Here is a 22,968-nt window from a genome sequence, read left to right on the forward strand (position 1 = left end):
ACGTCAGGGATGTGACCCGCAAGCCCGGGGTGACTCGGTGCGGTAAGCGGCTCGCGATGACCGTCAGCCCGGACCGTCAGCCCGGACCGTCAGCCCGGACCGTCCGTCCCGGTGGCGGCCTGCGCAGCGAGCAGGGTGTTGCGCAGCAGCATCGCGATCGTCATCGGCCCCACCCCGCCCGGCACCGGGGTCAATTTCCCGGCCACCTCGCGCACCGCCTCGAAATCCACGTCGCCACGCAGGCCCTGCGGGGTCCGGTGCATGCCGACGTCGATGACGGTGGCGCCCGGCTTCACCGCGTCGGCGCCGATGATCGCCTGCTTTCCCGCTGCGACGACGAGCACGTCGGCGCCGCGGCAGACCGCCGCCAGGTCCCGTGTACGGGAGTGACAGATCGTTAGGGTCGCGTTACGTCCCACCAGCAGCGCTGCCACCGGACGACCGACCAGCTCCGAACGACCGACGACGACCGTGGGCGTACCGGACAACTCGACGTCGTAGGAGTCCAGCAACTCGATGATCCCGGACGGTGTGCAGGGCCGCAGACCCGGCAGACCCCGGGCGAGCAGACCGACGCTGGCGGTGGTGAGCCCGTCAACGTCCTTCCCGGGTGGGATCCGGCCGACGAGCGCGGCCCCGTCCAAGCCTTCGGGCACCGGAAGCTGCAGCAGAATACCCGACACGGCCGGATCGGCGGCAAGATCATCCAAGAGCGCCGCGACCTTCTCCTGGGAGGTGTCGGCCGGCAGGTGTTGATGCAGGTCGGCCATGCCGGCCTCGACACAGGCCCGACGCTTGCCACCGACGTACACGGCGGACGCGGGGTCGTCACCCACGAGCACGGTCGCGAGGCCGGGCTGGATGCCGGTCCGGTCGCGGAACTCAGCGACCTCCCTGGCCACGTTCTCACGCACTCTGCGGGCGACGGCCTTGCCGTCGATTATCACTGCGCTCACTATCGGCCCTTCGCGTCACGGTCGTCAGATCATGTCCGGGTTCTATTCGGGTCTCCGATCCGGTCTCCAAGCCGGGTCATGCCCGGGTCAGCCAGGCGTCCGGCGTGGTCCCCCGACATCCGGCGGAGCCCGAGCGAGCACGCTACGCCAACATGGCACACAGGTGCCCGGTACCGTCATACCCACCACCGAGGGGAACCCTCGGCGCGGGAAGCACCGACGCCGGCCACATTGTCCGGCCACATTGTGGGGAGCAAGGCACGGTCCAGGGACCGCAGACCGTGCTCAGGTCCCCCCACATTCACCGGCGACGGCCGGGTGACGGCCAGCCGACGGACGGGTAACGGCCCGGTGACGGCCGGTGGCCGTCACGGGCGGGCCGCTGGAACTCCCGAATAGGCCACGGCGGCCAGCCAGAGACGAACCTCACGCGGGGTACACAGACGAACGACCCGGTGTCCGGCGTGGTGTTCGGCGATGCTGTCGGCGAGACGGTTGCGGCTGGTACTCGGATATCTCCACAGCCAGGTGAGAAAAGCGAGGTCGAGCCGTTCCGGGCAGTTCGCGGCGAGGTCGGGACGGTTCCGCCCGTGCCACCGCGCCCAGCGTCGCAGTACTCGTGGGATGGTGATCCGCCGCGGCAGGTCCAGGAACACGATGAGGTCGGCGGCGGGAATGCGCAGGTCCAGCGTGCCGCCGTAGTTCCCGTCCATCACCCATGCGGGCTCGGCGACGAGGTCGGCGACGACGGACCGCCATTGCGCCGTGGGTGTCCCGACCCATCCCGGTTGCCAGAAGTACCGGTCGAGATGCACGAGCGGCAGTCCGGTCTGGCGCGCGAGCTCACGCGCCAGGGTGCTCTTGCCCGCCCCGCCGCTGCCGACGACGAGGATCCGCCGGGCGTCAGAGGGCATCGCTGCCGGCGCGGAGTCACGGCTCGTCCCGAGCGCATTCACCCGGTCAGTGTCCCACTGGTGCGCCCGACCTGGTGGCGAAACATCGTGCTTCATCCTGACCCGACCGTCACCGCCAAGCCGATGGGGTGAGCCGCCGACGGTGCCAGCGTGTCGTTGATTGACGACGGTAGATCATGTTGCAATCCTCCGGCCTCGGAGAGTTGGCATTGCGTGATGGCTCCACGAACTCCTCCAGCCGGTCGACCGACGTCGGCCGATCACCGTCGACGGCTGACCGTGGCAGCCGGCCAGAGGAGATCATTTCGCGATGAACGATCGAAGGACATTCATCCGTGCCGCCACGGTGGCCACGACCCTCGCGCCCTGGTCGCTCGGCTACCTCGGCGCGGCCACCGCGGCGGGCGCGGCCACCGCGGCGCCGTCCTCCCCACCCGCGCCCACCCGACCCGCCGTCGTGGACATTCCATCCCCGACCGGGGCCTCCGGTCTCCTCACCGGCGGCAACACCGCAGGCCTTTTCGCGGGCTACTGGCAGACCTCATCCTCCGAGCTCAGTGGGTTCGTCTACCACGGCGGTACGGTGCGCGGCCTGCCGGGGAACAGCCGGCCGGCCGCGGTGAGCGAGGCCGGCGTGGTCGTCGGCGAGAACACCACGCGTTACAGCCGGGAGGCGTTCCGCTGGAACCGTGGCGTCTATCAGTCGCTGGGATTCCTCGGCGGCACCCCCAGTCAGGGCGGACAGTCCAGTACCGCGGTCGACGTCAGCGACACCGGATTCATCGTGGGGACCAGCACCACCAATACGGGCGAGCAGCACGCCTACCGGTGGTCGAACGGCACGATGACGGATCTGGGCACGCTTGGCGGACCGTTGAGTTCCGCCGTGGCCGTCACGGTGCAGGGAAGGGTGGTGGGTAACAGCCTCACCCGGGAGGGCGCCAGCCACGGGTTTCTCTGGTCGGCCGGCACAATATCGGATCTCGGGACCCTCGGCGGTTCCTCGACCGTCGTCGCCGACGTGAACAACGCCAGGCAGATCGTGGGGACCAGTGAGACCTCGGACGGCCATTCCCGCGCGTTCCTGTGGGACGGCGGCCGCATGACCGATCTCGGGACCCTCGGCAGTGACCTGCACAGCGAGGCGGTCGCCGTGAACAGGCTCGGTCAGGTGTTGGTGCGCAGCCTCGGATCGTCGGGTGGCGGGTTCCTGTGGATCGCGGGTCGCCGCATCCCGATCACCTCACCGCTCGGCCCGCTGGAGCTTCTCGGCCTCAATGATCACGGTGTGGTGTGCGGGACGGTGCCCTCGGGTCAGGGCAGCCACGCGTTCCGCTGGTACCGCGGCCGGCTGACCGATCTGGGCACCCTCGGAGGACCGGTGAGCACGGGCAACGCCGCCACCCCGAACAACGTCGTGCTCGGTTCCGCGACCACCACGGACTCCCCGTTTCCCCATGCGGCGTTCTGGCCGAACACCGGCGCCTGACGTTCTCGGCGAGCCGTCACAATGGTTTCTCGGTGACGAGGGGCTTCTCGGTGACGAGGCCGCCGTTGACGTGCAGCCGGCGGGTCACGGCGACCGTGTCGAGCATGCGCCGATCATGGGTGACGAGTAGCAGGGTGCCCGCATAGCCGGCCAGCGCCTGTTCGAGCTGATCGATCGCCGGAAGGTCGAGGTGGTTGGTGGGTTCGTCGAGCACCAGGCAGTTCACGCCGACCGCCTGCAGCAGCGCGAGCCCCGCCCGGGTGCGTTCTCCCGGCGACAGGGACGCCGCCGGCCGGGTGACCTGATCCGGGCCGAGACCGAACTTCGCGAACAGGGTGCGCACCTCACCCGCCGGCCAACTGGTCGCCCGCTCGGCGACGGCCAGCGCCGTGGCCTCACCCCGGAACAGGCCGCGGGCCTGGTCGATCTCGCCGAGCCGCACGCCGGACCCGAGTGCCTGGTGCCCCCGGGCCAGGGGGATACGGCCGAGCAGCGCACCCAGCATGGTCGTCTTGCCCCCGCCGTTCGGCCCGGTGATCACCACCCGGTCCGCCCACGCGATCGTCAGATCGACCGGCCCCAGGGTGAAGCCCGACCGGGCCACCACCGCGCCGGTCAATGTCGCGACGACATCGCCCGACCGGGGCGCGGCGGCGATCGACATGCGCAGCTGCCATTCCTTGCGGGGCTCCTCGACCTCCGCCAACCGGTCGATGCGGGACTCGATGGACCGGACCCTGGCCGCGCTCTTCGTCGCCGCCTCGATCCGGGCTCCCTTGGCAGCCCGGTCACCGTCGGGCATCCGCCGCTTCGCCCGCACCGAACCCCGCACCGCCTGCTCCCGCTGGCGTTGCGCCTGGGCGACGAGATCGGCTCGCTGGCCGGCGTACTCCTCGTACCGCTCCCGGGCTTGACGCCGCGCGACCTCGCGGGCCTGCAGGTATGCCGTCCATCCGCCAGCGAAGAGGGTGAGGCCGTGCCGGTGCGGATCGAGTTCGGCGACGGTGTCGATGGTGCGGTCGAGGAACTCGCGGTCGTGGCTGACGACGACCAGCGCCCCGGGCACGCCTTGGACGAACCGCTCGAGCCGTTCCAGCCCGTCGAAGTCGAGGTCGTTGGTGGGCTCGTCGAGCAGGGTGATGTCGAACCGGGACAGCAGGACGCCGGCCAGCGATCCCCGGGCGGCCTGCCCGCCGGACAACGCCGTCGTCGGGCTGTCGAGCGCGCCCGCGGGCAGACCGAGATCGGCGCACACCTCTTCGGCGCGGGCGTCGAGGTCGGCCGCGCCGATCGCCAGCCACCGCTCCAGGGCGACGCTGTAGCGGTCGTCGACTCCGGACATGCCAGGAGCCCCGGACGTGCCAGAAGCCCCGGACGTGCCAGAGACCCCGGACATGCCCAGGGCCAACGCCTCGGTCGCGGCGTCGAGCTCGGCCTGCGCCGCGGCGACGCCGGTGCGACGGGCGAGGAAGGCCCGCAGGGTCTCCCCGGGGTTGCGGTCGGGTTCCTGGGGGAGCAGGCCGACGTTGGCGGTCGGCGGCGCGAGATCCACCCGGCCCGCGTCGGGCGTCACCTGCCCGGCGAGGGCACGCAACAGCGTCGACTTACCGACGCCGTTGGGCCCCACCACGCCGAGACGGTCGCCGGGCGCGACGGTGAGGGAGACGCCGTCGAGGACGGTCGCCCCACCGCGGGTGACGGTGAGGCCGGACGCGACGAGGGTGGCGGACATCTGACCAGTCTGGCGCATGGACGACGCATCGCGTCCCGCCCCCTGTGGTCGCCTCCATCCGGTGGGATCCTACGGTGGGACCGTGCGGCTGACCGACGTCGAGGCCCGCACCCGGTTCACCGCGGCGCGGGTCGCCCGGCTCGCCACCGCCGGTGGCGACGGACGTCCACACATCGTGCCCGTCACCTTCGCCGTGAACGCGGGCGCCGTGAACGCGGGCGCCGCCAGCGTCGTCACCGCAGTCGATCACAAACCGAAGAGCACGCTCGGGGGTCTGCGGCGCCTGCGCAACATCACCGAGAATCCTCAGGTCAGCCTGCTCGTCGACGCCTACGACGACGACTGGTCGCGGCTGTGGTGGGCGCGCGCCGACGGCGAGGCCCGCATCGTCCGGGCGGGAGAACCCGGACACGCCCCCGCCGTCGAACTGCTCATCGCCCGATATGACCAGTACCAGGCTGCCCCGCCCGCCGGGCCGGCAATCATCGTGACGGTGGCCCGCTGGTCAGGGTGGGCCTTCTCGGCGTAGCCGGCTGTTGACATCGCCCTCAGCGCGGGCCGGTTTCGGTCGTACCCGGCGCCCGCGGGCGGTCCCAGCCGGGAGGCAGGGTATCCGGTGTGCGCCAGGACGGGTCCGGCTGGAAATCGCACCAGGTGCCGTCGAACGGGAACGCCCTCGCCTCGACGAGCCGCAGCAGCCGCTCGCCCTCGGCCCGCACCGCCGCCGCGTCGGTGACCCAGTAGTGCTCGGGAAACGCGAGCCGTTCCGCGAGCTCGTGCTCGTCCTTCCACTGCCAGGTCCGGTCCGGGCAGACCCACAGGTCGAGGTCGTGGTCGGTCGTATCCACCCCGACGAGTCCGTCGTAGCGCCAGGCCACGGCGGGTGCCTCGAGATTGATGTACCAACGGGCGAACCGCCCCTGCCGGTCCCAGAACCACCACACCGAGTGTGCGCCCGCCGGCGGGATCAGCATGAGGATGTTCGGCCCAGGCCAGGGCCTCGTCACCAGCACCGTAGATTGGCGGATCCATTCGGCGAACGGCATGTCGCGCAGGCCGCGACCGTCCGTGCTCAGCTCGACGGCCATCGGGCAGCCGTGCGGGATCCACAGCCGCAGGCCGCGCTCATCGTGGCCGACCACGTGACCCGCGCGGACGAAGACGAGCCGCTTGGTGGTGAACGACCGGTGCACGACCACTTCGCCCGGGACAAATCCGCCCGGGACGAACGGACCCGCCGGTGCGGCGCCCGAAGCGGGCGGTGGCGATGCCTGGGGACCGGGATGGGGACCAGCCTGGGAACCGGGATCGTACGCCACGGGGCTTTCCGGCTTCGTCACCGTCCGACTGTACGGTGCCGCCCCGCCCCGGCGTGTCCCCCGCCACAACCTCACAACAGACGGGATGGGACGCTCGTGACGGTCGATTCCGCCGTCGATCAACCGACGGCACCGGCCAGCAGCTCCCGGACGACGGGCACCATCGGATGCTCCATCCCCCAGACCCTGAGCAGATCGGCGAGCAGCGCCGATAGGGTCTCGGTGGCCGACGCCCGATGGCCGGCGCCGAGCTGCAACAGCCCGATCTGCCGTCGCAGCTCGAAGACCTGGGCGTCGTCCGCACCGAACACCCTGATCTCGTCCTCCAGCAGCCCACGAAGCTGTTCGAGCGCCTGGCCGGTCTCACCGATCAGGGTCCGGCAGGTCGCCTCCCGCAGACGGCAGCGCAGAACCCGCTCGCTGTCCGGAGCGTCCCGGTGGACGAGATCGACGAGAAGCGTGCGGTAGCCGTCCACGGCGCGGCGGAAGTCACCGCCCTCGAACAGGTGGTCCGCCAGATCGAGACGGAGCGCGAGCACGTCCGCGCTGTCGTGGCCGAGGGCACGACCGGCCCGGTCCACCGCCGCCGCCAGCACACCGGCGGCCTGGCTGTAGCGGGAAGCCCGGGCCAACGTCCGAGCCTCGTCCCGGGCACGACGAAGCTCGGACCGCCCGACCCCGCCACCGGATTCCCCGGGCGGTCCAGCGGCGGATCCCCGTGTGGAGGCGGCGGTGTTCCGGGCCGCCCCGCGCGGTACCACCCGGCCCGCGACCGCCGCGTACATCCGTACCGGGTTGTCCACGGCGTCGTCGACGGCCCCGGGAAGCGGGCCGAGGTCCACCACGGATCCGATCAACGCCGCGTACACCTTCTCCACGCCGCACGGGCGATCCTCCGGTGCCTTGCTCAGCATCGCGGCGACCAGCTCGTCGAGGCCGCGCGGCACGTCGGCGCGCAGCGACCGCACCCGCGCCGGGACCTCCTCGACCTGCTTGTTCATCACCGTGTAGGACGACGCACCGGCGAACAGCCGCTGACCGGTCAACATCTCGAACAGCGTGGCACCCAGCGCGTAGATGTCGGTGGCGGGCGTGCTCAGGCCGGCAAGCACCTGCTCGGGCGCCATGTAGGCAGGGCTGCCGAGGTGCTGGCCGGTCACCGTGATCTTCGACAGGTTGGTCCGGTCGAGCGCAACGGCAAGCCCGAAGTCCAGCACCTTCACGGTACCGTCCGGCTCCAGCATCAGATTCGCCGGTTTGAGGTCGCGGTGCACGAGCGACGCCCGATGCGCCACCGCGAGCACCGAGGCCACCTGGGCGGCAATCGCGGCGGCCCAGCCGACGGGCAGCGCGCCTTGCTCGGCGACGAGATCCGCCACGCTGAGGCCGTGCACCCGCTGCATGACCAGGTAGGGACGCTCCTCGTGGGTACCCGCGTCGTACACCGCCGGCACCCCCGGATGCAGCAGGCGGGCGGTGATGCGGGACTCCCGGATGAACCGGCGGATCAGCTCCTGGTCGGGCTGGCCGTCGGGAAAACGGACGAACTTGACCGCGATCTCCCGGTCGAGTTTCACATCCCGGCCGACCCAGACCTCACCCATTCCGCCCTTGGCCAATGGAACAGCCTCGAGCTCATACCGCCTGTCGATCATCCACCGCGCGGCCACCGTGCCCCCGTCCCTTCCCGCCCGATCCCCGGGAACACTACCCCCACCCGGAAACGGCATCGGCCACGGCATTGTCGGCCGGCCACGGCATTGTCGAGTTGCTGATCCGGGCTGCACCGCGCCGCCTTCAGCGTCACCAGGAGAAGGCTTCGGCCGGACCTGTGTACCGGGCAGGGGTGTCATTACCCGGGACCTGTCTCCCCGCCCCGCAGGCTTCCGTCGGCGATTCCGAGATGACCGAGCCGGACGATGGTCTCGGCCAGTTCCACCGCGTTGCGCAGCGACTTCTCGACCATCGTGAGGCGCTGGAAGTCGAGCCCCCGGGAACGCTGTTCGGCCAGCGGGAGAACCGGTATCCGGACCCGCCGCGGGTCGGCGCGCGGCGACGATCCACCCGAGCGACCGGCGGCCTGGGCATCCGCGCCACCACCGGATCGCCCGTGCGCCCGATGGCCTGCCGCCCGCAGGATCCCGGCCAGGAAGTACGGATCGAGCCGGTCGGGATCGCCCCGCAGGAGCACCACCCGCGGCCCGAGAACGGCGCCCGCGTCCTCGACGACTCGGGCCATGCTCTCCCCCGACGCCGTCACACAGACGACGTCGCCGGGCCGGAGAACGAGCATTCCGGCCAGTTCCTCCGTCCGGCTCGACGGGCCCCGCCCATGCCGGACATCGCCCGCGGTGAGCAACGGCAGGTCACCGACCCCGGCCCTGGTCTGCAACGGGGCCATCAGGATCGTCAACGATCCGGCTTTTGCCAACTCACCGATCGTGACGCTCGACGTGACGCTCAACGAAGCCGGCCGGTCCGCCGGTCCGGATCCCCTCGGTGGGGTCAGGAGGGGAACCGCCGAGGACAACGAGGCCACCGTCGCCAGGAAATCCTCCCGGACAGCGGGGAATTCACCGACCGCGGGAAATTCACCGACAGCGGTTCTTTCCGGAGGATGGTCGATGTAGCGTCGCGGGCTCACGTCGACCTCGTCGTCGAGGAGGTCCGCAACGCATATCCGCCGGAATCCCGCCGGCAGATCGGCGTCGTCGGCCACCTGGTCCGCCTGGGCGGCGGTGTCGCCGCCGAACCCGCCAGCGGCGACGAACAACGCCCAGGCCGCTTCGACGACGGCGATCTCATCGCGCGCCAGGCCCAGCAGCACCTGAGCGGGCGTCGCCCCGGCCCCGCCGGCACCGGCATCGGAACCGGCACCGGCATCGGGGCCGGCCCCGCGGCGGAGCACCCACAGATCCGGGGCCGATCCCGCCGGGAACAGACCGGGCGGCAGCCCCAGCACGGCGCGCAACTCCCCGGCGCGCAGCAGGTTCGCCCTGATGCGGCGCCCGGCACGGCGCGACGCGGCGGCCGCCGGCATGATGACCAGCACCTGCGCGCCGTCCCGGGCGTGCGCCAGGCAGTACTGCACCCAGGCCAGCTCGGGTTCCCCCCGCGGTGGAACACCGTGGCGCCACCACGGCGCGCCGAGCAGCTCGTCGTAGCCCCAGGAACGCTGCCCGAACGGCGGGGCGCACAGGACCGCGTCGGCCCGTTCCCCGGCGAAGGTGCCGGCGAGCAGCGAATCGCCCGCGACGATCCGCGCGTCACCACCCCGCAGCAGCAGTCCGACGGCGCTCACCCGCGCCATCGTCGGGTTGACATCCTGGCCGAGCAGGCGGCCCGCCCCCGCGGCCCGGGCGGCCTCCAACAGCCCGCCGATCCCGCAGGCCGGGTCGAGCACCGTGGCGGCCCCCGACCGGCCGCGCAGGCCGGCGAGGGTCACCATCAGCTCCCCGACCGCCCGCGGAGGCTCCGCCACCTGCCGGGAGCAGACCTCGCGGTAGCGGGCGCGCAGCGCGTCGAAGAGCTCCGCGTGGCCGTGCCGGTCCGCCGCCTCGGCGGCGACCCGGGCGATCGCCACCCACCCGGTCTCCCAGGTATCGGGGAAACCACCGGGAAGCTCCGGCACGGCGCGGGCGATCGCCGGTTCCAGGGATACGGCCGCCACCGCGTCGCTCTCCCCGAGCAGTGCCGTGGCGCCCGCGGGATCCCGCTGACGATAAATGAGGAAACCCCCGAGATGGCCGGTCACCTCACCGAGGCGTGGATCATCGACGGCCCCCCGGATCCGCTGCCACACCTGGTCGGCCGCCTCGACCTGGAACGGTCGGTCATGCCGGGCGAGCCAGTCCGCCACGGAGGCCAGCGCGAACAGCGGGCTGGTCGACGTCCCCCCGACGGGTGCGGGAAAGTCGGCGAACCGGCGCCGCCAGTTACTGACCGCGGCCCGCCCGACTCCGGCCAGCCGGGCGATGTCGGTGGCGGTGACCGTGGCCGTGTCTGCGGCCGTGGCCGTGGCCGTGGCCGTGGCCGTGACAGCCGCGGAGCTCGCCGTGTCCCGGCCGCTGGTCTTCACCGGCAGCCCGTTCACGGCAGCCCGCCGAACAGGGCGAGGGCGCGGTCCTGCGGCTCGTCTCCGAGGGGCACGACGAACCGGCGGTCGAGGAAGCGGTTGCCACGCTCGCAGGTCGTCTCGGACACGAACAGGCAGACGTGGCAGGCGGCTCCGTGCAGGAAGTCGGCGGGCGCCGACGGCAGCCGCTCGGCGCACAGCGGATCGGACGAGCAGTGCCGGGCGTCGGCGAGGGCCCGGCGGGTCAGCCGGAGCAGCTGGTCGGGCTCGGCCAGCGACACCAGCCCGCCCAGGGTGCCCTCCGCGTCCGGGACGGCCGTGTAGATGAGGATGCCGCCGCGCGGGTCGCCGTCGTCCCCGGCGTAGATGCGTTCGCTCAGGCTGGCCGAGCTGTAGCCGCACTCCAGCGCGATAGTCCGGATAAGCAGGTGGGACAGGGTGTGCAGGGCGAGGAAGCGCTCCCCGGGCCAGCCCTGCATGGGGTCGAAGTCCCCGGCGATCCGGTCGGAGTAGCGGTTCACCCGGAATCGGCTGTAGGCGTCGCGGTGCTCGCGCATCGCGACACTGTCCGCGACGCGGCGCGCCCACGGGCCGAGGATCTCCTCGGGCACCCGCAGGAACATGCCCTCGCCGCGGACCTCGCTCGCCGGTACCCAGGAAGCCGGCCCACGGGCCAGCGGCGCCCGGATGACGAGGTCGGGGTCGTCCGGGTCGGGCGCGTCCAGCCGGGTGAACCCGGTCAGCGCCCGTACCTCCCGCAGGCGTTCGGCCTGCACGACGTCGGCGTAGCAGCCGGCAAGCGGTGCCGGCACACCGCCGGGCTCGCGGCGCAGGGCGAAATCGTCGGTGGGTTCCGGGAGGACGGCGGAGGAGAAGATCTCCCATTCCGGGGTGCGCAGATCCGGGTAGGCCCGCTCGCCGTCGGCGTCGGAACCCGGGGCCGGGCCGGTTTCGATCGCGGCGCGATGCCGCTCGACCGCGGCCCAGATCTCGGCGTTCGACCACTTCTCCAGCTGACGGAACACCGGGATCGGCGCTGAGCGGGCAAAGTCCAGAATCGCCATATTGTTGATCTTTTCGAAGACCTCCCAGTGCTGTTCGACCTTGACCGCCAGCTCGCTGGCGCCAGTCCGCGGCACCGACAGCACCGACAGCGTCTGGGCGAACCACTGGTTGGAGGCGCCGACGACGAGCAGGCGGGACTCCTGCGGGCACCCGCCATCGGCGAAGGTCCCCAGGTGGGGATGGCGGCCCCGGCAGCGTGGCAGGTGCCCCGCACCGCGACGACCCATGGCCTCCCGGATGTTGCGCCGGGCGTCGCAGTTCACGCACCGGATCTCGACGTTGGCGCCGAGGTTGCCGCCACGGTCCTCCATCCGCAGCCGGGGATGACTCGCCCTGGCGCACTGCGCGCCCCGGTGCACGAACATCGGGTAGGGGAAGTCGTCGAGATGACCCGCGGTGCAGGCGAGCACGAAACGGGCCGCCACCGCGAGCGGCCGGCGGCCGGTCTTCTTCCGCCCGCAGGTGCCGTGGAAGAAGCGGGCGTCCTGGGGCCGGGTCAGCCACGGGTTCTCGAACCCGAACGCGCGGGAGGCGATCACGTCCAGCTCGTTGCAGGCGGTGCAGCGCAGCCAGTTCGGGAACGGCACGGTGGGCACGCCGATGCGGGCGCCCTGCCCGCTGCGGTCGCCCGCATCGGTCTCCGCCCATGGGGCCGGGCGCAGCTCGGTGACGCCCCGGTCGTACAGCCGCCGCACGGCGGCGAGCAACCGCGGCTCGACGATCGGCTGGTACTCGGGGACGTTGCGGTAGTCCCAGTCGTCAACGCCGCGGACGATCGCGGAGAAGTTCGGCAGGTCGACGAGCGCGCCGACACCGCTGGTGAACATCAGGTGGCTGGGCCGGACCGCGCCGACCCGCCGGTGGAACGCCGTGACCATCAGATACCCCTCCCCGGGAGCGCTGCGCGGGCCGACCGCGCCGGACGGCCCGCCCGTGCCGCCGCGAAGGCCGTCTCCCCCAGCTCGTCCCCGACCGGGGCGGCCTCGTCGTCCACCTCGTCCCTGTCGTCCACCTCGCTGCTGCCGATCTCACCGCTGCTGCCGATCTCACCGGTACCGTCGGCGTCCGGCGGCGCGCCGAACGCCCAGCCCGGCTCGCCGTAGGCGGGGGTGAAGATCTCGGCGGGGCCGGGCACCAGCAGGTTGATCTCGCGCTCGGTCTCCCGCATCGACTGGGCGACGGTGAGAACGTCCCAGCGGACGTGCCCGGCGGGCTCCAGCAGGCCGGTGACCCGCTGCTGTCCCCCGGCCGTGCGATAACCGATGCGGGACGGGCCCGTCCTCGTCAGCTCCCACCTCTCGATCAGCTGCCGGATCCGTTCTTCGAGGTACTCCCGGCCGCGCGGCCCGGCGACGGCCTCGGCGCGGGCCAGCAGCCGGTCGATCACTCCACTGACCGTCGGGCCGGCGAGGTCCACGTCGTGGGCGTTGACGTTGCGAGTGTTCGCCTCGTCGGCGTGCCGGACGGCGGCGACGAACGTGCCGGTGGCGGTCCGGTCGAGGGAGCGGCGGGTGAACGGGGTCACGGACAGCGCCTCCACCTGCCGGTAGAAGGTCGCATGGTAGTACTCGAAGTCCTCGTAGTGAGCGAGATCCCGCGGCCGGGCCCAGTTGTACAGGGTGACGACAAGACCCGGGCGGCCGGCGTCCCGGCCGACCCGGGAGGACGCCTGGATGTACTCGGCGGTGTTCTTCGGCTGGCCGATCACGGCCATCAGCCCGAACCGGGAGACGTCCACCCCGACCTGGAGCATCGAAGTCGCGAGCACCACGTCGACCGGGATCCGGTCCTGGTTGCTCCGGGCGCGGGTGCGCTCGGCGAGGGGGTGCGGTGCCCGCCGGTCCCGCTCCCTGCTCCGGAACGATGCGCGGACGTTCTCGGCGACGGCCTCCCGCCGCGCGGAGGTGTCGAGCTCGGGGTCGAAGGGGATCTCCAGGCGGCCCAGCACCTCGCTGATGTCCGCCGACGAGACCCGGGAGGTCAGCTCCGAGATCGCGAGCATGCCGGTACCGGTGACGATGCGGTTGGCGAGCCCCTTGCGCCGGCCGTGGGTACGCACCCGGGTGGTGACGTCGTCGTCGAGGTAGCGGCGCATGCCGGCGAGCTCGCGAGTGGCGTTGAAGTAGCCGACGAGGGTCAGATAGGGCTCGGCGGGGGTGCCGTGCCGGTCGAACAGGGTCTGGCCGGCGAGGAGCAGGATCTCGGCGAGGCGGATCTCGGCGGACTTCATCCTCGTCCCGTGCGCGCAGACGCCGAGGTAGCGCCGGCCCGGGGTGGCGGGGGTGACCGGGACCCGCCGGGAGAAGAACGTATCGGTCACGTCGATCACCTGGGGCGGGAAGACGGCGAGGCCGCGGCCGAAGACGCCGAGCACCTGGTCGCGAGCCCGCCTGGTGGTCGCCGTCGAGGCCACGATCTTCGGGCCGGTGAGCGCGCCGGCCGGGACCGGCCAGGTGCACAGCTCGTCGACCGCGCTCTCGAACAGGCCGACGGTGGTGCCGAGCGCACCGGAGATCAGATGCAGCTCGTCCTGAATGATCAGATCGGGCGGGCGCAGCCGGACGACCGGCTCGCTGGTCACGGCGGGCCGCCTGCCGCGGCTGTGGTGACGCTCGCCGCAGCCGGTGCGGGCGTCGAGGTCGTCGTGGCGGTACCCGTGTCGGGGACAGCGTCGGCTCACCCGGCCGAACAGGATCCCCGCCTCGCCGCGCCAGGGCAGCTGGGCGAGTTTGTCGACGGTGGCGATGACCAGGCTCGGGGCGTAGCGGTAGATCTCCTCGTCGACGGTGAGCACCGGCAGGCCCTCGTCGGGCGCCGCCCGCCGGGAGAACGGGCAGGCGTCGGCCCCCTCGCCGTTCGGGCAGTACAGCAGCACCCGGCGGAGGTCCTCGTCGACGTGGGCGTCGGTATGGGCCCCGAGCGCGCTGCCGCACCACGGGCAGCCCAGGGTCTGCAGGACGTTGGCCCGCTTGCCGTCGCCGGCCTCGCGCGCCTCGCCGACCTGGTCGCGGGCGTCCTCGAACCGGTTCGGGGACACCCCGCCGCCGACCCACAGACCGATGCGGAACGGCGTGGCACCCCAGGTCGCCGGGTTCGCACGGCGCTGCACCTCGGCGGCGCAGACCAGGGTGGCGGCCCGCTGGAACTGCTGGGCGGTGAGCAGCCGCAGCGTGTACCGCATGAGGACGGCGACCCCGGCCTCGCCGGAGCGGGCCGCGGCGCCGGTGCCGACGGTCCCCTGTAGGCGGCGGATCGCGAAGGTGTAGGCGGTCAGGCCGAGGTAGGCCTCGGTCTTGCCGCCGCCGGTGGGGAAGAACAGCAGGTCGACGACGGCGGTGGCGTCCGCGGCCCGCTCCGGGTGCGCCGGGTCGGTCAGGGAGGGCAGGTTGAGCAGCACGAAGCCGAGCTGGAACGGCCGCCAGGAGGCCTCCCCCGCGCCCCGGGCCCGCACAGCAGCGGCGGCCGCAGCGTAGTCCAGCCCCTGCTCGTCGCGCAGCCGGGCGATCGCCGTGTGCCGGCGCTGGGCGGCCATCGCCTCGTTGGCGAACTGGAACGCGGCCAGCGCCTCGCGGTGGCGCGGCTGGTCCTGGTCGGTGAGCAGGGCGATACCGGCCCGGATACGGTCCGCCGCTCGGCGGGCGTCGCCGATTGCCGTGCGAGCGGCCGGGCGCAGCCGCGCCGGCAGGCCCGCGACCTCGGCCTCGCGCTCGTCGAGCCAGGATGCGTAACCGTCGGCGAGGGGCGTCAACCCGCGCCGCAGGGCGGCGGGCCCGGCCACGGCGAGAGTGTCCATGGCCAGTTCGACCCCGGCCAGCGGCGTGCCGGGCCCGGCGGGCGCGACCGTCGCCGGCACGTCGTAGGTGGGCAGCCAGGTGGTCTCCAGCCGGTGGGCGCACCGCTCACCGGGCCGGACGTGCGGATGCACCGCGACATTGCGACCGGTCGCGTAGCGACGCTCCCCCCGGTACAGCAGCTGGAGATGCAGATCCTCGTGATCCGCGTCGAGGGGCGGCGCGCCGGCGAGCGGCGCGCCGCCCCCGGGGGAGCCGGGGCCGGGGCCGAAACCGAGACCGGGGCCGGACCACTCGTCCGCGGGATCGTCGACGGGCAGGAAGACGGCGCGCGCGCCGTCCAGCGCGGTCACCGACAGCGTCGGCTGGAACAGCCACGCCGTGTCCGCGGACGAGTGCGGCTCCGGTTGGCTGTTGACCAGCGTCAGCTCGACGACGCGACGGGCACCGCGCTCGCGGACGGCGACGACGAGGAAGACCCCGGTCTCGTCGTCGCCGACGAGCGGCATCCGCCGAGAACCGGCGCCCAGGTGATCGTCCAGGCGGATCTCCCGGTTCGCGAAGACCACCGGTTCGCGGGTCCACGCGCTGCGCTTGCGGCCCTCGTCGTCCTCCACCTCCCGCTTGGTGTAATGCCCCCAGGCCGCCGTGACGGCGAGGACGTCGACCGGATCCGTGCCGTCGGTTCCGGCCGGCACGTCAGTTCCGGCCGGCACGGCGAAGGAGAGTCCCATCGACGACGCCCAGATCCGCCCCCGGTTCTGCGGGGTGGCGATCTCCGGCAGGTCGGCGTCCGCGTCGCCCTGCACAGCCGTCTCCGTGTCGGCGACGACGTCCGCGGCGGCGGCCTCCCGGGCACCGCGCGGAGCCGGCTTCGGCCCGAGCATGCCGACGAGGTACCGCTCGCGCGGGCCCATCGCCCTGGGGTGGAACTGCTCGCGCTCGCCGCCCCACGGGCCGAGCAGATCCCGGCGGACGAGTTCGGCGAAGGCATCCCGGACCTCATAGGACGCCGCCGGCTCGAAGAGCTGTGGCGCGTCGAGGACCTCCGCGGCCGTACGGCCGTCGGCGCCCGCACCGGCCCCGTCGCCCGCACCGGTGCCGTCGCCCGCCGCGCCCCCCGGCGCGGCGGGCGACGGCGGCGCCCCCAGCGCCCCTGGGATCCCCCGCGGCACGGGGAACAGCCCACCCTCGGCCTCCGGCTCCACCACGGCGCGTCTCCCCCCTCGGCATCCACCGGGCCTCGACGACCCGCCACGAATGCTGTGCCCTCGATTGCCGCATACTTGATCGCCGCATACTTGATTGCTGTGTACTTGATTGCTGTGTACTCGGTTCACAGACTACACCACCGTCATCGGCGACGAAAGCCACCATCCCACCCGGGTCCGACACGTCGGCCGGTGAATGCGCAGGACCTGAGCACGGTCCACGGTCCCCTGGACCGTGCCTTGCCCCCCACAACGTGGCCACCGCGCATGGACCACCGCGCATGGGACCACCGCGCATGGGACCACCGCGCGATCATGCGGACCCGACCTCGTGAACGCTCGCGCGGGTCAGTGCTCAGGGCATCCGGGCGACACCGCCGTACCAGCTGACCTGGGCATCGGTCGGGCCGTCCGGGGTCACCTCGGCCCGCCAGCGATGGACGATCTGCACCACCCCTTGGTTGCACACGCACTTGTAGGACGGCTCGGCAGTCTTCGTCGTCGGTGTGGCCCGGGTGCCCGCCGCGGCTCGGCCCCACGCGGCGGGCTCGGGATCTGCGCGGATGACGGCCGAGTTGCCACCCAGGGCGCCCTGGCCAGTGCGCATGGCCAGTGCGCCCTGGCCTCCGGGCCGACTGTCTCTGTGGCCGATTCGAGCCGCGAGTTCTGCCTTAACTTCACGCCACTTGAGCGTAGACTGAGATCGTGACGACGCTGCCCTTCACGGATGCTCGGAACCGCCTCTCGGAGCTGCTCGACGACGTCGAGCGAACCCATGACCGGGTAGAGATCACACGCCATGGTCATGCCGTGGCGATCCTCGTCTCGCCTGACGACCTCGCGGCGCTGGAGGAGACCGTCGAGGTGTTGTCGAACCGCGAGACCATGCGGCAGTTGGCCGAGTCCCGCGCCGCTGTCGAGGCCGGCGACGTGCTTGACGCCGAGGACCTGGCGGCGCTCATGGCCAAGCGCGCCGCGCCGGATGCCAGGAGACGCTCGTCATGACGGGCGCTGCCGGGCCGTACCGTCTTGAGATCACCGGTCCGGCGGCCCGCGCGCTTGCTGGACGTATACCGGAAAAGGTCGCCACGGCCGTACACGAGTTCATCACCACGACGCTCCTGGAGAACCCGCACAGGCTCGGTAAGCGTCTCCTCTACCCGCCCTACGCTGGAACCTGGTCGGCGCGGCGAGGCATGTACCGGGTGCTCTATGAGATTGACGAAGAGAACCGCATCGTTCTCGTGACCGCCGTAGAGCACCGCGCCGACGCATACCGCGGGCGTTGAGCGGCGAGACCGCAGCGTGCCGGTACGAGCACCGCCGATGTCCCCCTGCTTGCACATATGGCGCCGGAAGCCTGACGAAGCACCGACCCCTTCCTCACGCGTCCGTTGCCTTGCTCCAGCGGGGCTGCCGCCGCGAGCAAACGCAGTCCTGTCCGCCGACGACTTCGGTCAACTCCTCACCTCAGTGAGCCTTTCCGCGCAACGATCGATAGCTCTGCGTGAGCATCACGGACGGTAGGCGGCTGGGTGGCTGAAGGGGGGCGGTGACAACGGAAGCTCACCAGTCGTGAGCAGGCGGTGCTCGTGCTGCGCTGGTTCGCCGACGCCACCCAGGTCACCCAGGTGCGGCGGGCGTTCACCTCAACAACCGTCCGCCCGGCGCTTTCAGCCTTGGCACGCGGCACGTTGAAGAACACCCCCCACCCGGCGTCGAGGATCGACGTGTTAAGCCCAGTCTTGGCGGCCTGCCCGTTGGGCAGGAACGCTCCCGGCCGGTCGGGGTCAGGCTTGGGCGCGGCCCGCTTGACCATACTCTTGATGTTAAGTTTTTCGACGGCGATCAGGTCGTGGTCGCGGACGAGTTCGAGCGCGGTCTTGTTCGCGAGATCGACCCGCTGCCGGGCGACTGCGCGGGACCGCGCCGCAACCCGTGCCACGGCCTTCTTCCGTCGCTTCGAGCCCCACTTCTTGCGGGACAGGTCTCGCTGCGCGTCGGCAAGGCGTTCGGCGGACCGTTCGAGGAAACGCGGGTTGCCGTAGTGGTCGCCGTTCGAGGTAGTCACCAACGACGCGACCCCGACATCCAGGCCGACCACCGCGCCCGTGGGTTCCACCACCGCGGCGGGAACGTCGTCACACGAGAGCACGAGGTACCAGCGGGCACCGTTGCATCGTGATGATCGATAGCGCTCATCACCTATGCCGCCTCGCCTCTCGGCGAGGCGCCCCCGGTCTGACCGGCCGTGGCCGTGCCGGGTTCCCGCTTCCCAGCCACCTGCCCGCTTGCGCGGGTCTTCTGGTCGGCTCCACGGGCGTTTTCCGTCTCCGGTGTACTGGCGGCGACGAGGTGGTGCAGGTTGATCGCGGCGTTGTGGTCGCGGTCGAGTACCAGCCCGCAGGACTGGCAGGTGAAGGTGCGCTCGGACAGCGTCAGGCTTGGGTTTCGCCAGCCGCAGCCGGAGCAGGTCTTCGAGCTGGGATACCAGCGGTCGGCGACGACGAGCGTCGATCCGTACCAGCGGGTCTTGTAGGCAAGCTGCCGGCGGACCTCGGCCATGCCGGCGTCGGCGACCGCGCGGGCGAGCCGCCGGTTACGGACCATCCCGGCGACGTGCAGATCTTCGACGACGACCGTGTCGTGGGACCGGGCGAGCCGGGTCGTGAGCTTGTGCAGCCCGTTGTGGCGCTGGTTCGCGACCCGGACATGGATCGTCGCGAGCTGGGCGGCGCGCTGCCGCCGCCCAGCGCTGCCCGGCTTCGACCGGGCGTGGGCCCGCGACGCCCGGCGCAGTCGCCGTTCGGCCCGCTGGTAGTGCTTCGGGTTGGGAACGGTCTGCCCGGTCGACAGAACGGCGAGGTGCTTCACGCCGAGGTCGACGCCGACGGGGCCGCCCGCGCGTTGCCGTCGCGACGGCCGCTCGGGAACGTCGCGGTCGACCTCGACGGTGAACGACACGAACCAGCGGCCTGCGGTCCGGGACACGGTCGCGCCGAGCAGCCGCGCCCGGCCGCCAGCCGGCCGGTCAGGGCGCCCATCGGCTCGTGGACCTTCACCCGCCCGATCCGGGGCAGCTTCACGTAGGTCTCGTCAGCCGGGCCGTAGGCGCCGGTGGTGTACCGGAACGAGTCACGGGCCCTCCCGCGCTTCTTGAACCTGGGAAAGCCGACCCGCCGGCCCTTCCGCTTCCCTTGCCGGGAGTCGGTGACGTTCTTCAACCCGCGGGCAAGCTGGTCGAGCCCGGCGCGGAACGCCTCCTTCGAGCACTCGCTCCACCAGGGGGCAACGTCGTTCTTCACCTGGTTCCAGCGCAGCCGCAGCGCGGGCAGCGTCCACGGCACCGCGGTGAGCGCGTCGCCGGTCAGGCCGTAGCTCTGCTCGGCGTCGCGCTGCGCGAGCGCCGCCTTCACCCAAGCCCAGGCCCCAGTTGTAGACGAACCGGGCCGCCCCGGCGTGGCGGGCCAGGCCGGCCAGGTGGGCGTCGTTCGGGTCGAGGGCGAACCGGTACGCCTGCAACGTCGTCATTCGGCTGCCTCGGTGGCGGCGGCGACCGCACGCGTGGCACGGTTCACGGCGGCCCGGCGACCGTACAACCGGGCGCACAGCGACGTCAGGATCTCGGTGACGTCGCCCACCAGGTCGTCGTCGACCTCGCCCGGGTCGACGACCAGCAGCCGCCGGCCCTGCGCCGACAGCGCCGCTTCGACATACTCGGCGCCGAACCGGGCGAAGCGGTCGCGGTACTCGACGACGATCGTCGCCACGTCCGGGTCGCGCAGCAGCGCAAGGAACTTCCGGCGGTGGCCATTGAGTGCCGAGCCGACCTCGGTCACGACCTTGTCGACGGGCAGGTTCTGCCCGGTCGCCCAGGCTGTCACCCGGGCGACCTGCCGGTCCAGGTCGGGACGCTGGTCCGCCGACGACACCCGGGCGTACACGGCGGTCAGCCCATCGCCCGTCGGCTGGTCAGGTTCGCCGACGAGGATCAGCCCGCCGACCCTGCGCGCCGGAACTGGGAGCTTGCCGGCCGCGTACCAACGGCGCGCGGTCACATACGCCACACCCTGCGACTCGGCCCACTCCTTGAGGTTCACATGACCATCATAGCTCACTATAGAGCGCCAATGACTACTGGACGAGCGACAGTTGGCACCCTCGCGTTTGACGGACAGGATCTTGACTGCGCCCTGTACCGGCCGGCGCTGGTGGACCTTCACGTGCCCGACACCCTGGAACCGCACAAACGTCCGGGCCGGGTTGTCAGGCTGGGAGTCCCAACGGCAGCCGTCGTTGTCGACAGGCCACGTCACGGTGTCGAAGTGCCCGGCGCCCTTGAAGCGCGGGTAGCCGGGCGTCTCGCCAGCCTTCACATGGCGGAAGAACGCGGCGAACGACAGGTTGAGGCGTCGCAGGGTGGCCTACTGGGAGGAGAACGACCATCGGGCCTGAGGTGGGTCGTACGCCCGGATGTCCTTCAGCTGGGCCGACTTGGTCCCCGTACTCGACCCTGGTCTTCGACGGGTGCGCGTAGGCGCCCCGACGCTCCCGCAACGCCGCGTTGTAGAGCGCGCGGTGGTCGTTCAGCATCACGGTCAACGACGCGACCTGATGCGCCGTCGGGCGCAGCAGGAACTTGTACGTCCGCCTCACGCGCCGCCGCCTTGCGCCACGGGCGTTCGTTCTGCGTCTCGATGTACCGGGTCACCGTCCCGGCTGACACCGCGCCGACGGTCGCCACGAAGTACGACCGGGACCACAGGGTGGGCAGCCGGGATCTGAGATGCGGGAACTCGGCGCGCAGCACGTGGGACGTGAAGCCCTTCAACTGGTTCGCAACGTACGACGGGGAGTGCTTCGGGTGAGCCTTGACGAACAGGTGCACGTGGTCCGGCTCGACCTCCAGCGCGATGACCGGCCAGTCATGCTCGGCGCACTTCTCGCGCAGCAGCGCGTCAAGCCGCTCGCGCACCCCGCCGGTGAGCACGGGACGGCGATACTTGGGGCACCACACGACGTGGTAGCCGAGGTCGTAGACCCCGCCCGCGCCCGCCGTCACCTGCCGTCCCATGCCACCGACTATACCAGCGTGGCATGTCTAGTCACTTGCGGTCCGTAGCGGATTCCCCTGTCGCCTGAAGGCGACAATCCCCTCCGGACAACTCGATGGGCGGACCCGGCGAGTCTTCGGTGGATGATCTGGGCCTACATCAGGGCTGGCGGCGCGGCGGAGACGTCCCGTCCCCGCGGGGGCCTACCCGCCGAGGTGTGGGCGCTCGACTGGCACCGGCTGTGGATTATCGCCTGGTATCTCGACCAGGCGGCCGTGTGGATGCCGGAGCCGGACCGGGATGCCTTCGTGGCCTCGGTGGTGCGCCCCTGGACCCTCTGCCGCCCTGGGATCCCCCGCGGCACGGGGAACAGCCCACCCTCGGCCTCCGGCTCCACCACGGCGCGTCTCCCCCCTCGGCATCCACCGGGCCTCGACGACCCGCCACGAATGCTGTGCCCTCGATCGCCGCATACTTGATTGCTGTGTACTTGATTGCTGTGTACTCGGTTCACAGACTACACCACCGTCATCGGCGACGAAAGCCACCATCCCACCCGGGTCCGACACGTCGGCCGGTGAATGCGCAGGACCTGAGCACGGTCCACGGTCCCCTGGACCGTGCCTTGCCCCCCACAACGTGGCCACCGCGCATGGACCACCGCGCATGGGACCACCGCGCATGGGACCACCGCGCATGGGACCACCGCGCGATCATGCGGACCCGACCTCGTGAACGCTCGCGCGGGTCAGTGCTCAGGGCATCCGGGCGACACCGCCGTACCAGCTGACCTGGGCATCGGTCGGGCCGTCCGGGGTCACCTCGGCCCGCCAGCGATGGACGATCTGCACTCCCGGCTCGACGAGCTCCAGACCGTCGAAAAAACGTTCGACTTCGGCGCGGGTACGCGTCGTGAGGGGGATCCCCCGCTGCCGGTAGACCTCGACAAGCCGTCCGGCCTCCCCCGGCGCGGCATCGGCCGTGCAGTGAGTGAACGCCAGATAGCTCATAAGACCGGCGCCATGATCGTGGCTTCGGTCGTCTCCGGTGCAGTCCTCGCGGGCGCCGACGAATCCGCCATCACCCTGCTCTCCAGCTATGGGGAGAAGATCGGGCTGGCGTTCCAGATCATCGATGACATCCTGGATGTCACGTCGACCTCCGAGCACCTCGGGAAAACCGCCCGCAAGGACATCAAGATGCGGAAGGCGACCTTTCCGCAGCTCCTTGGCCTCGACGCCTCCCGAAAACGCGCGGCCGAACTGATCGACGCGGCAAGAGCGGACCTCGCCCCGCTCGGTGACGACGCGACCCCGCTCCTTGCCCTCGCTGAATACGTCTATTCGCGATCGAGATGAGCCG

The 22,968-nt window shown here is 71.6% G+C and carries 18 protein-coding genes and 3 pseudogenes; 6 read left to right on the forward strand and 15 right to left on the reverse strand.

Annotation, left to right across the window (positions count from 1 at the left end):
- Positions 1-89: 89 nt before the first annotated feature.
- Positions 90-956, reverse strand: coding sequence for a bifunctional methylenetetrahydrofolate dehydrogenase/methenyltetrahydrofolate cyclohydrolase FolD (folD, locus tag FRANCCI3_RS13440; RefSeq protein WP_011437064.1), 867 nt, complete (start codon positions 954-956; stop codon positions 90-92).
- A 368-nt stretch (positions 957-1,324) separates the two neighbouring features.
- Positions 1,325-1,966 (reverse strand): adenylate kinase, encoded by a 642-nt coding sequence (locus tag FRANCCI3_RS13445; RefSeq protein ID WP_236701457.1) that lies wholly within the window; start codon positions 1,964-1,966, stop codon positions 1,325-1,327.
- A 214-nt stretch (positions 1,967-2,180) separates the two neighbouring features.
- Here FRANCCI3_RS13445 and FRANCCI3_RS13450 point away from each other — a divergent pair, with 214 nt between their 5' ends.
- Positions 2,181-3,359 carry an HAF repeat-containing protein gene (locus FRANCCI3_RS13450; protein ID WP_011437066.1) on the forward strand — a complete coding sequence of 393 codons (1,179 nt, stop codon included), beginning with the start codon at positions 2,181-2,183 and terminating at the stop codon, positions 3,357-3,359.
- 16 nt (positions 3,360-3,375) lie between these two features.
- Here FRANCCI3_RS13450 and FRANCCI3_RS13455 read toward each other — a convergent pair whose 3' ends face one another.
- Positions 3,376-5,091: an ABC-F family ATP-binding cassette domain-containing protein gene (locus FRANCCI3_RS13455; protein WP_035958428.1), complete on the reverse strand. Its 1,716-nt coding sequence runs from the start codon at positions 5,089-5,091 to the stop codon at positions 3,376-3,378.
- Between the two features lie 82 nt (positions 5,092-5,173).
- Here FRANCCI3_RS13455 and FRANCCI3_RS13460 point away from each other — a divergent pair, with 82 nt between their 5' ends.
- The gene (locus FRANCCI3_RS13460; protein ID WP_023841047.1) at positions 5,174-5,620 is read left to right on the forward strand and encodes a TIGR03668 family PPOX class F420-dependent oxidoreductase; all 447 of its coding nucleotides are present in this window, start codon (positions 5,174-5,176) and stop codon (positions 5,618-5,620) included.
- A 19-nt stretch (positions 5,621-5,639) separates the two neighbouring features.
- Here the strand turns inward: FRANCCI3_RS13460 and FRANCCI3_RS13465 are convergent, their stop codons facing one another.
- From FRANCCI3_RS13465 to FRANCCI3_RS28745, 6 genes are all read right to left on the reverse strand, one after another.
- On the reverse strand, positions 5,640-6,431 hold the full coding sequence (locus tag FRANCCI3_RS13465) for a DUF402 domain-containing protein (protein ID WP_198537567.1): 792 nt from the start codon (positions 6,429-6,431) through the stop codon (positions 5,640-5,642).
- A gap of 98 nt (positions 6,432-6,529) precedes the next feature.
- Positions 6,530-8,065, reverse strand: a complete 1,536-nt coding sequence (locus FRANCCI3_RS13470; protein ID WP_035958441.1) for a serine/threonine-protein kinase — start codon at positions 8,063-8,065, stop codon at positions 6,530-6,532.
- 197 nt (positions 8,066-8,262) lie between these two features.
- Positions 8,263-10,488 carry an HsdM family class I SAM-dependent methyltransferase gene (locus tag FRANCCI3_RS13475; protein WP_108913543.1) on the reverse strand — a complete coding sequence of 742 codons (2,226 nt, stop codon included), beginning with the start codon at positions 10,486-10,488 and terminating at the stop codon, positions 8,263-8,265.
- Between the two features lie 11 nt (positions 10,489-10,499).
- Positions 10,500-12,428 (reverse strand): DUF1998 domain-containing protein, encoded by a 1,929-nt coding sequence (gene drmB, locus FRANCCI3_RS13480; RefSeq protein WP_011437072.1) that lies wholly within the window; start codon positions 12,426-12,428, stop codon positions 10,500-10,502.
- The gene (drmA, locus tag FRANCCI3_RS13485) at positions 12,428-16,552 is read right to left on the reverse strand and encodes a DISARM system helicase DrmA (RefSeq protein WP_011437073.1); all 4,125 of its coding nucleotides are present in this window, start codon (positions 16,550-16,552) and stop codon (positions 12,428-12,430) included. The genes drmB and drmA overlap by 1 nt, the downstream gene beginning before the upstream one ends.
- A gap of 355 nt (positions 16,553-16,907) precedes the next feature.
- Positions 16,908-17,159 carry a hypothetical protein gene (locus FRANCCI3_RS28745; protein ID WP_011437074.1) on the reverse strand — a complete coding sequence of 84 codons (252 nt, stop codon included), beginning with the start codon at positions 17,157-17,159 and terminating at the stop codon, positions 16,908-16,910.
- Positions 17,160-17,257: 98 nt separating this feature from the next.
- On the opposite strand from FRANCCI3_RS28745, the gene FRANCCI3_RS13495 reads away from it, so the two are divergent.
- Complete coding sequence (locus tag FRANCCI3_RS13495; RefSeq protein ID WP_011437075.1) at positions 17,258-17,557, forward strand: type II toxin-antitoxin system Phd/YefM family antitoxin; 300 nt, start codon at positions 17,258-17,260, stop codon at positions 17,555-17,557.
- Positions 17,554-17,841: a type II toxin-antitoxin system RelE family toxin gene (locus tag FRANCCI3_RS13500; protein WP_011437076.1), complete on the forward strand. Its 288-nt coding sequence runs from the start codon at positions 17,554-17,556 to the stop codon at positions 17,839-17,841. Before FRANCCI3_RS13495 ends, FRANCCI3_RS13500 begins: the two co-directional genes overlap by 4 nt.
- Before the next feature lie 176 nt (positions 17,842-18,017).
- Here the strand turns inward: FRANCCI3_RS13500 and FRANCCI3_RS13505 are convergent, their stop codons facing one another.
- The 5 genes and pseudogenes from FRANCCI3_RS13505 to tnpA all read right to left on the reverse strand — a co-directional run.
- Positions 18,018-18,707, reverse strand: a complete 690-nt coding sequence (locus FRANCCI3_RS13505; protein WP_011437077.1) for an RNA-guided endonuclease InsQ/TnpB family protein — start codon at positions 18,705-18,707, stop codon at positions 18,018-18,020.
- A gap of 50 nt (positions 18,708-18,757) precedes the next feature.
- Positions 18,758-20,083: pseudogene (gene tnpB / locus FRANCCI3_RS13510) on the reverse strand (IS607 family element RNA-guided endonuclease TnpB).
- The gene (locus tag FRANCCI3_RS13515) at positions 20,080-20,652 is read right to left on the reverse strand and encodes an IS607 family transposase (RefSeq protein WP_011437080.1); all 573 of its coding nucleotides are present in this window, start codon (positions 20,650-20,652) and stop codon (positions 20,080-20,082) included. Before FRANCCI3_RS13515 ends, tnpB begins: the two are co-directional and overlap by 4 nt.
- Before the next feature lie 57 nt (positions 20,653-20,709).
- A pseudogene (locus tag FRANCCI3_RS24635) lies at positions 20,710-21,208 on the reverse strand (helix-turn-helix domain-containing protein); the annotation flags it as partial.
- Between the two features lie 22 nt (positions 21,209-21,230).
- Positions 21,231-21,626, reverse strand: a pseudogene (tnpA, locus tag FRANCCI3_RS13520) (IS200/IS605 family transposase); the annotation flags it as partial.
- A 123-nt stretch (positions 21,627-21,749) separates the two neighbouring features.
- Here tnpA and FRANCCI3_RS27335 point away from each other — a divergent pair.
- The gene (locus FRANCCI3_RS27335) at positions 21,750-22,085 is read left to right on the forward strand and encodes a hypothetical protein (RefSeq protein ID WP_193359370.1); all 336 of its coding nucleotides are present in this window, start codon (positions 21,750-21,752) and stop codon (positions 22,083-22,085) included.
- Between the two features lie 276 nt (positions 22,086-22,361).
- On the opposite strand, the gene FRANCCI3_RS23505 is transcribed toward FRANCCI3_RS27335, so the two are convergent.
- Positions 22,362-22,616 (reverse strand): SAM-dependent methyltransferase, encoded by a 255-nt coding sequence (locus FRANCCI3_RS23505; RefSeq protein WP_049760925.1) that lies wholly within the window; start codon positions 22,614-22,616, stop codon positions 22,362-22,364.
- Positions 22,617-22,634: 18 nt separating this feature from the next.
- Between FRANCCI3_RS23505 and FRANCCI3_RS13530 the strand changes: the two genes are divergently transcribed.
- The gene (locus FRANCCI3_RS13530) at positions 22,635-22,964 is read left to right on the forward strand and encodes a polyprenyl synthetase family protein (protein ID WP_202795700.1); all 330 of its coding nucleotides are present in this window, start codon (positions 22,635-22,637) and stop codon (positions 22,962-22,964) included.
- Positions 22,965-22,968: the final 4 nt, after the last annotated feature.

This window comes from Frankia casuarinae (genome assembly GCF_000013345.1).
GTDB classification, from domain to species: Bacteria; Actinomycetota; Actinomycetes; order Frankiales; family Frankiaceae; genus Frankia; species Frankia casuarinae.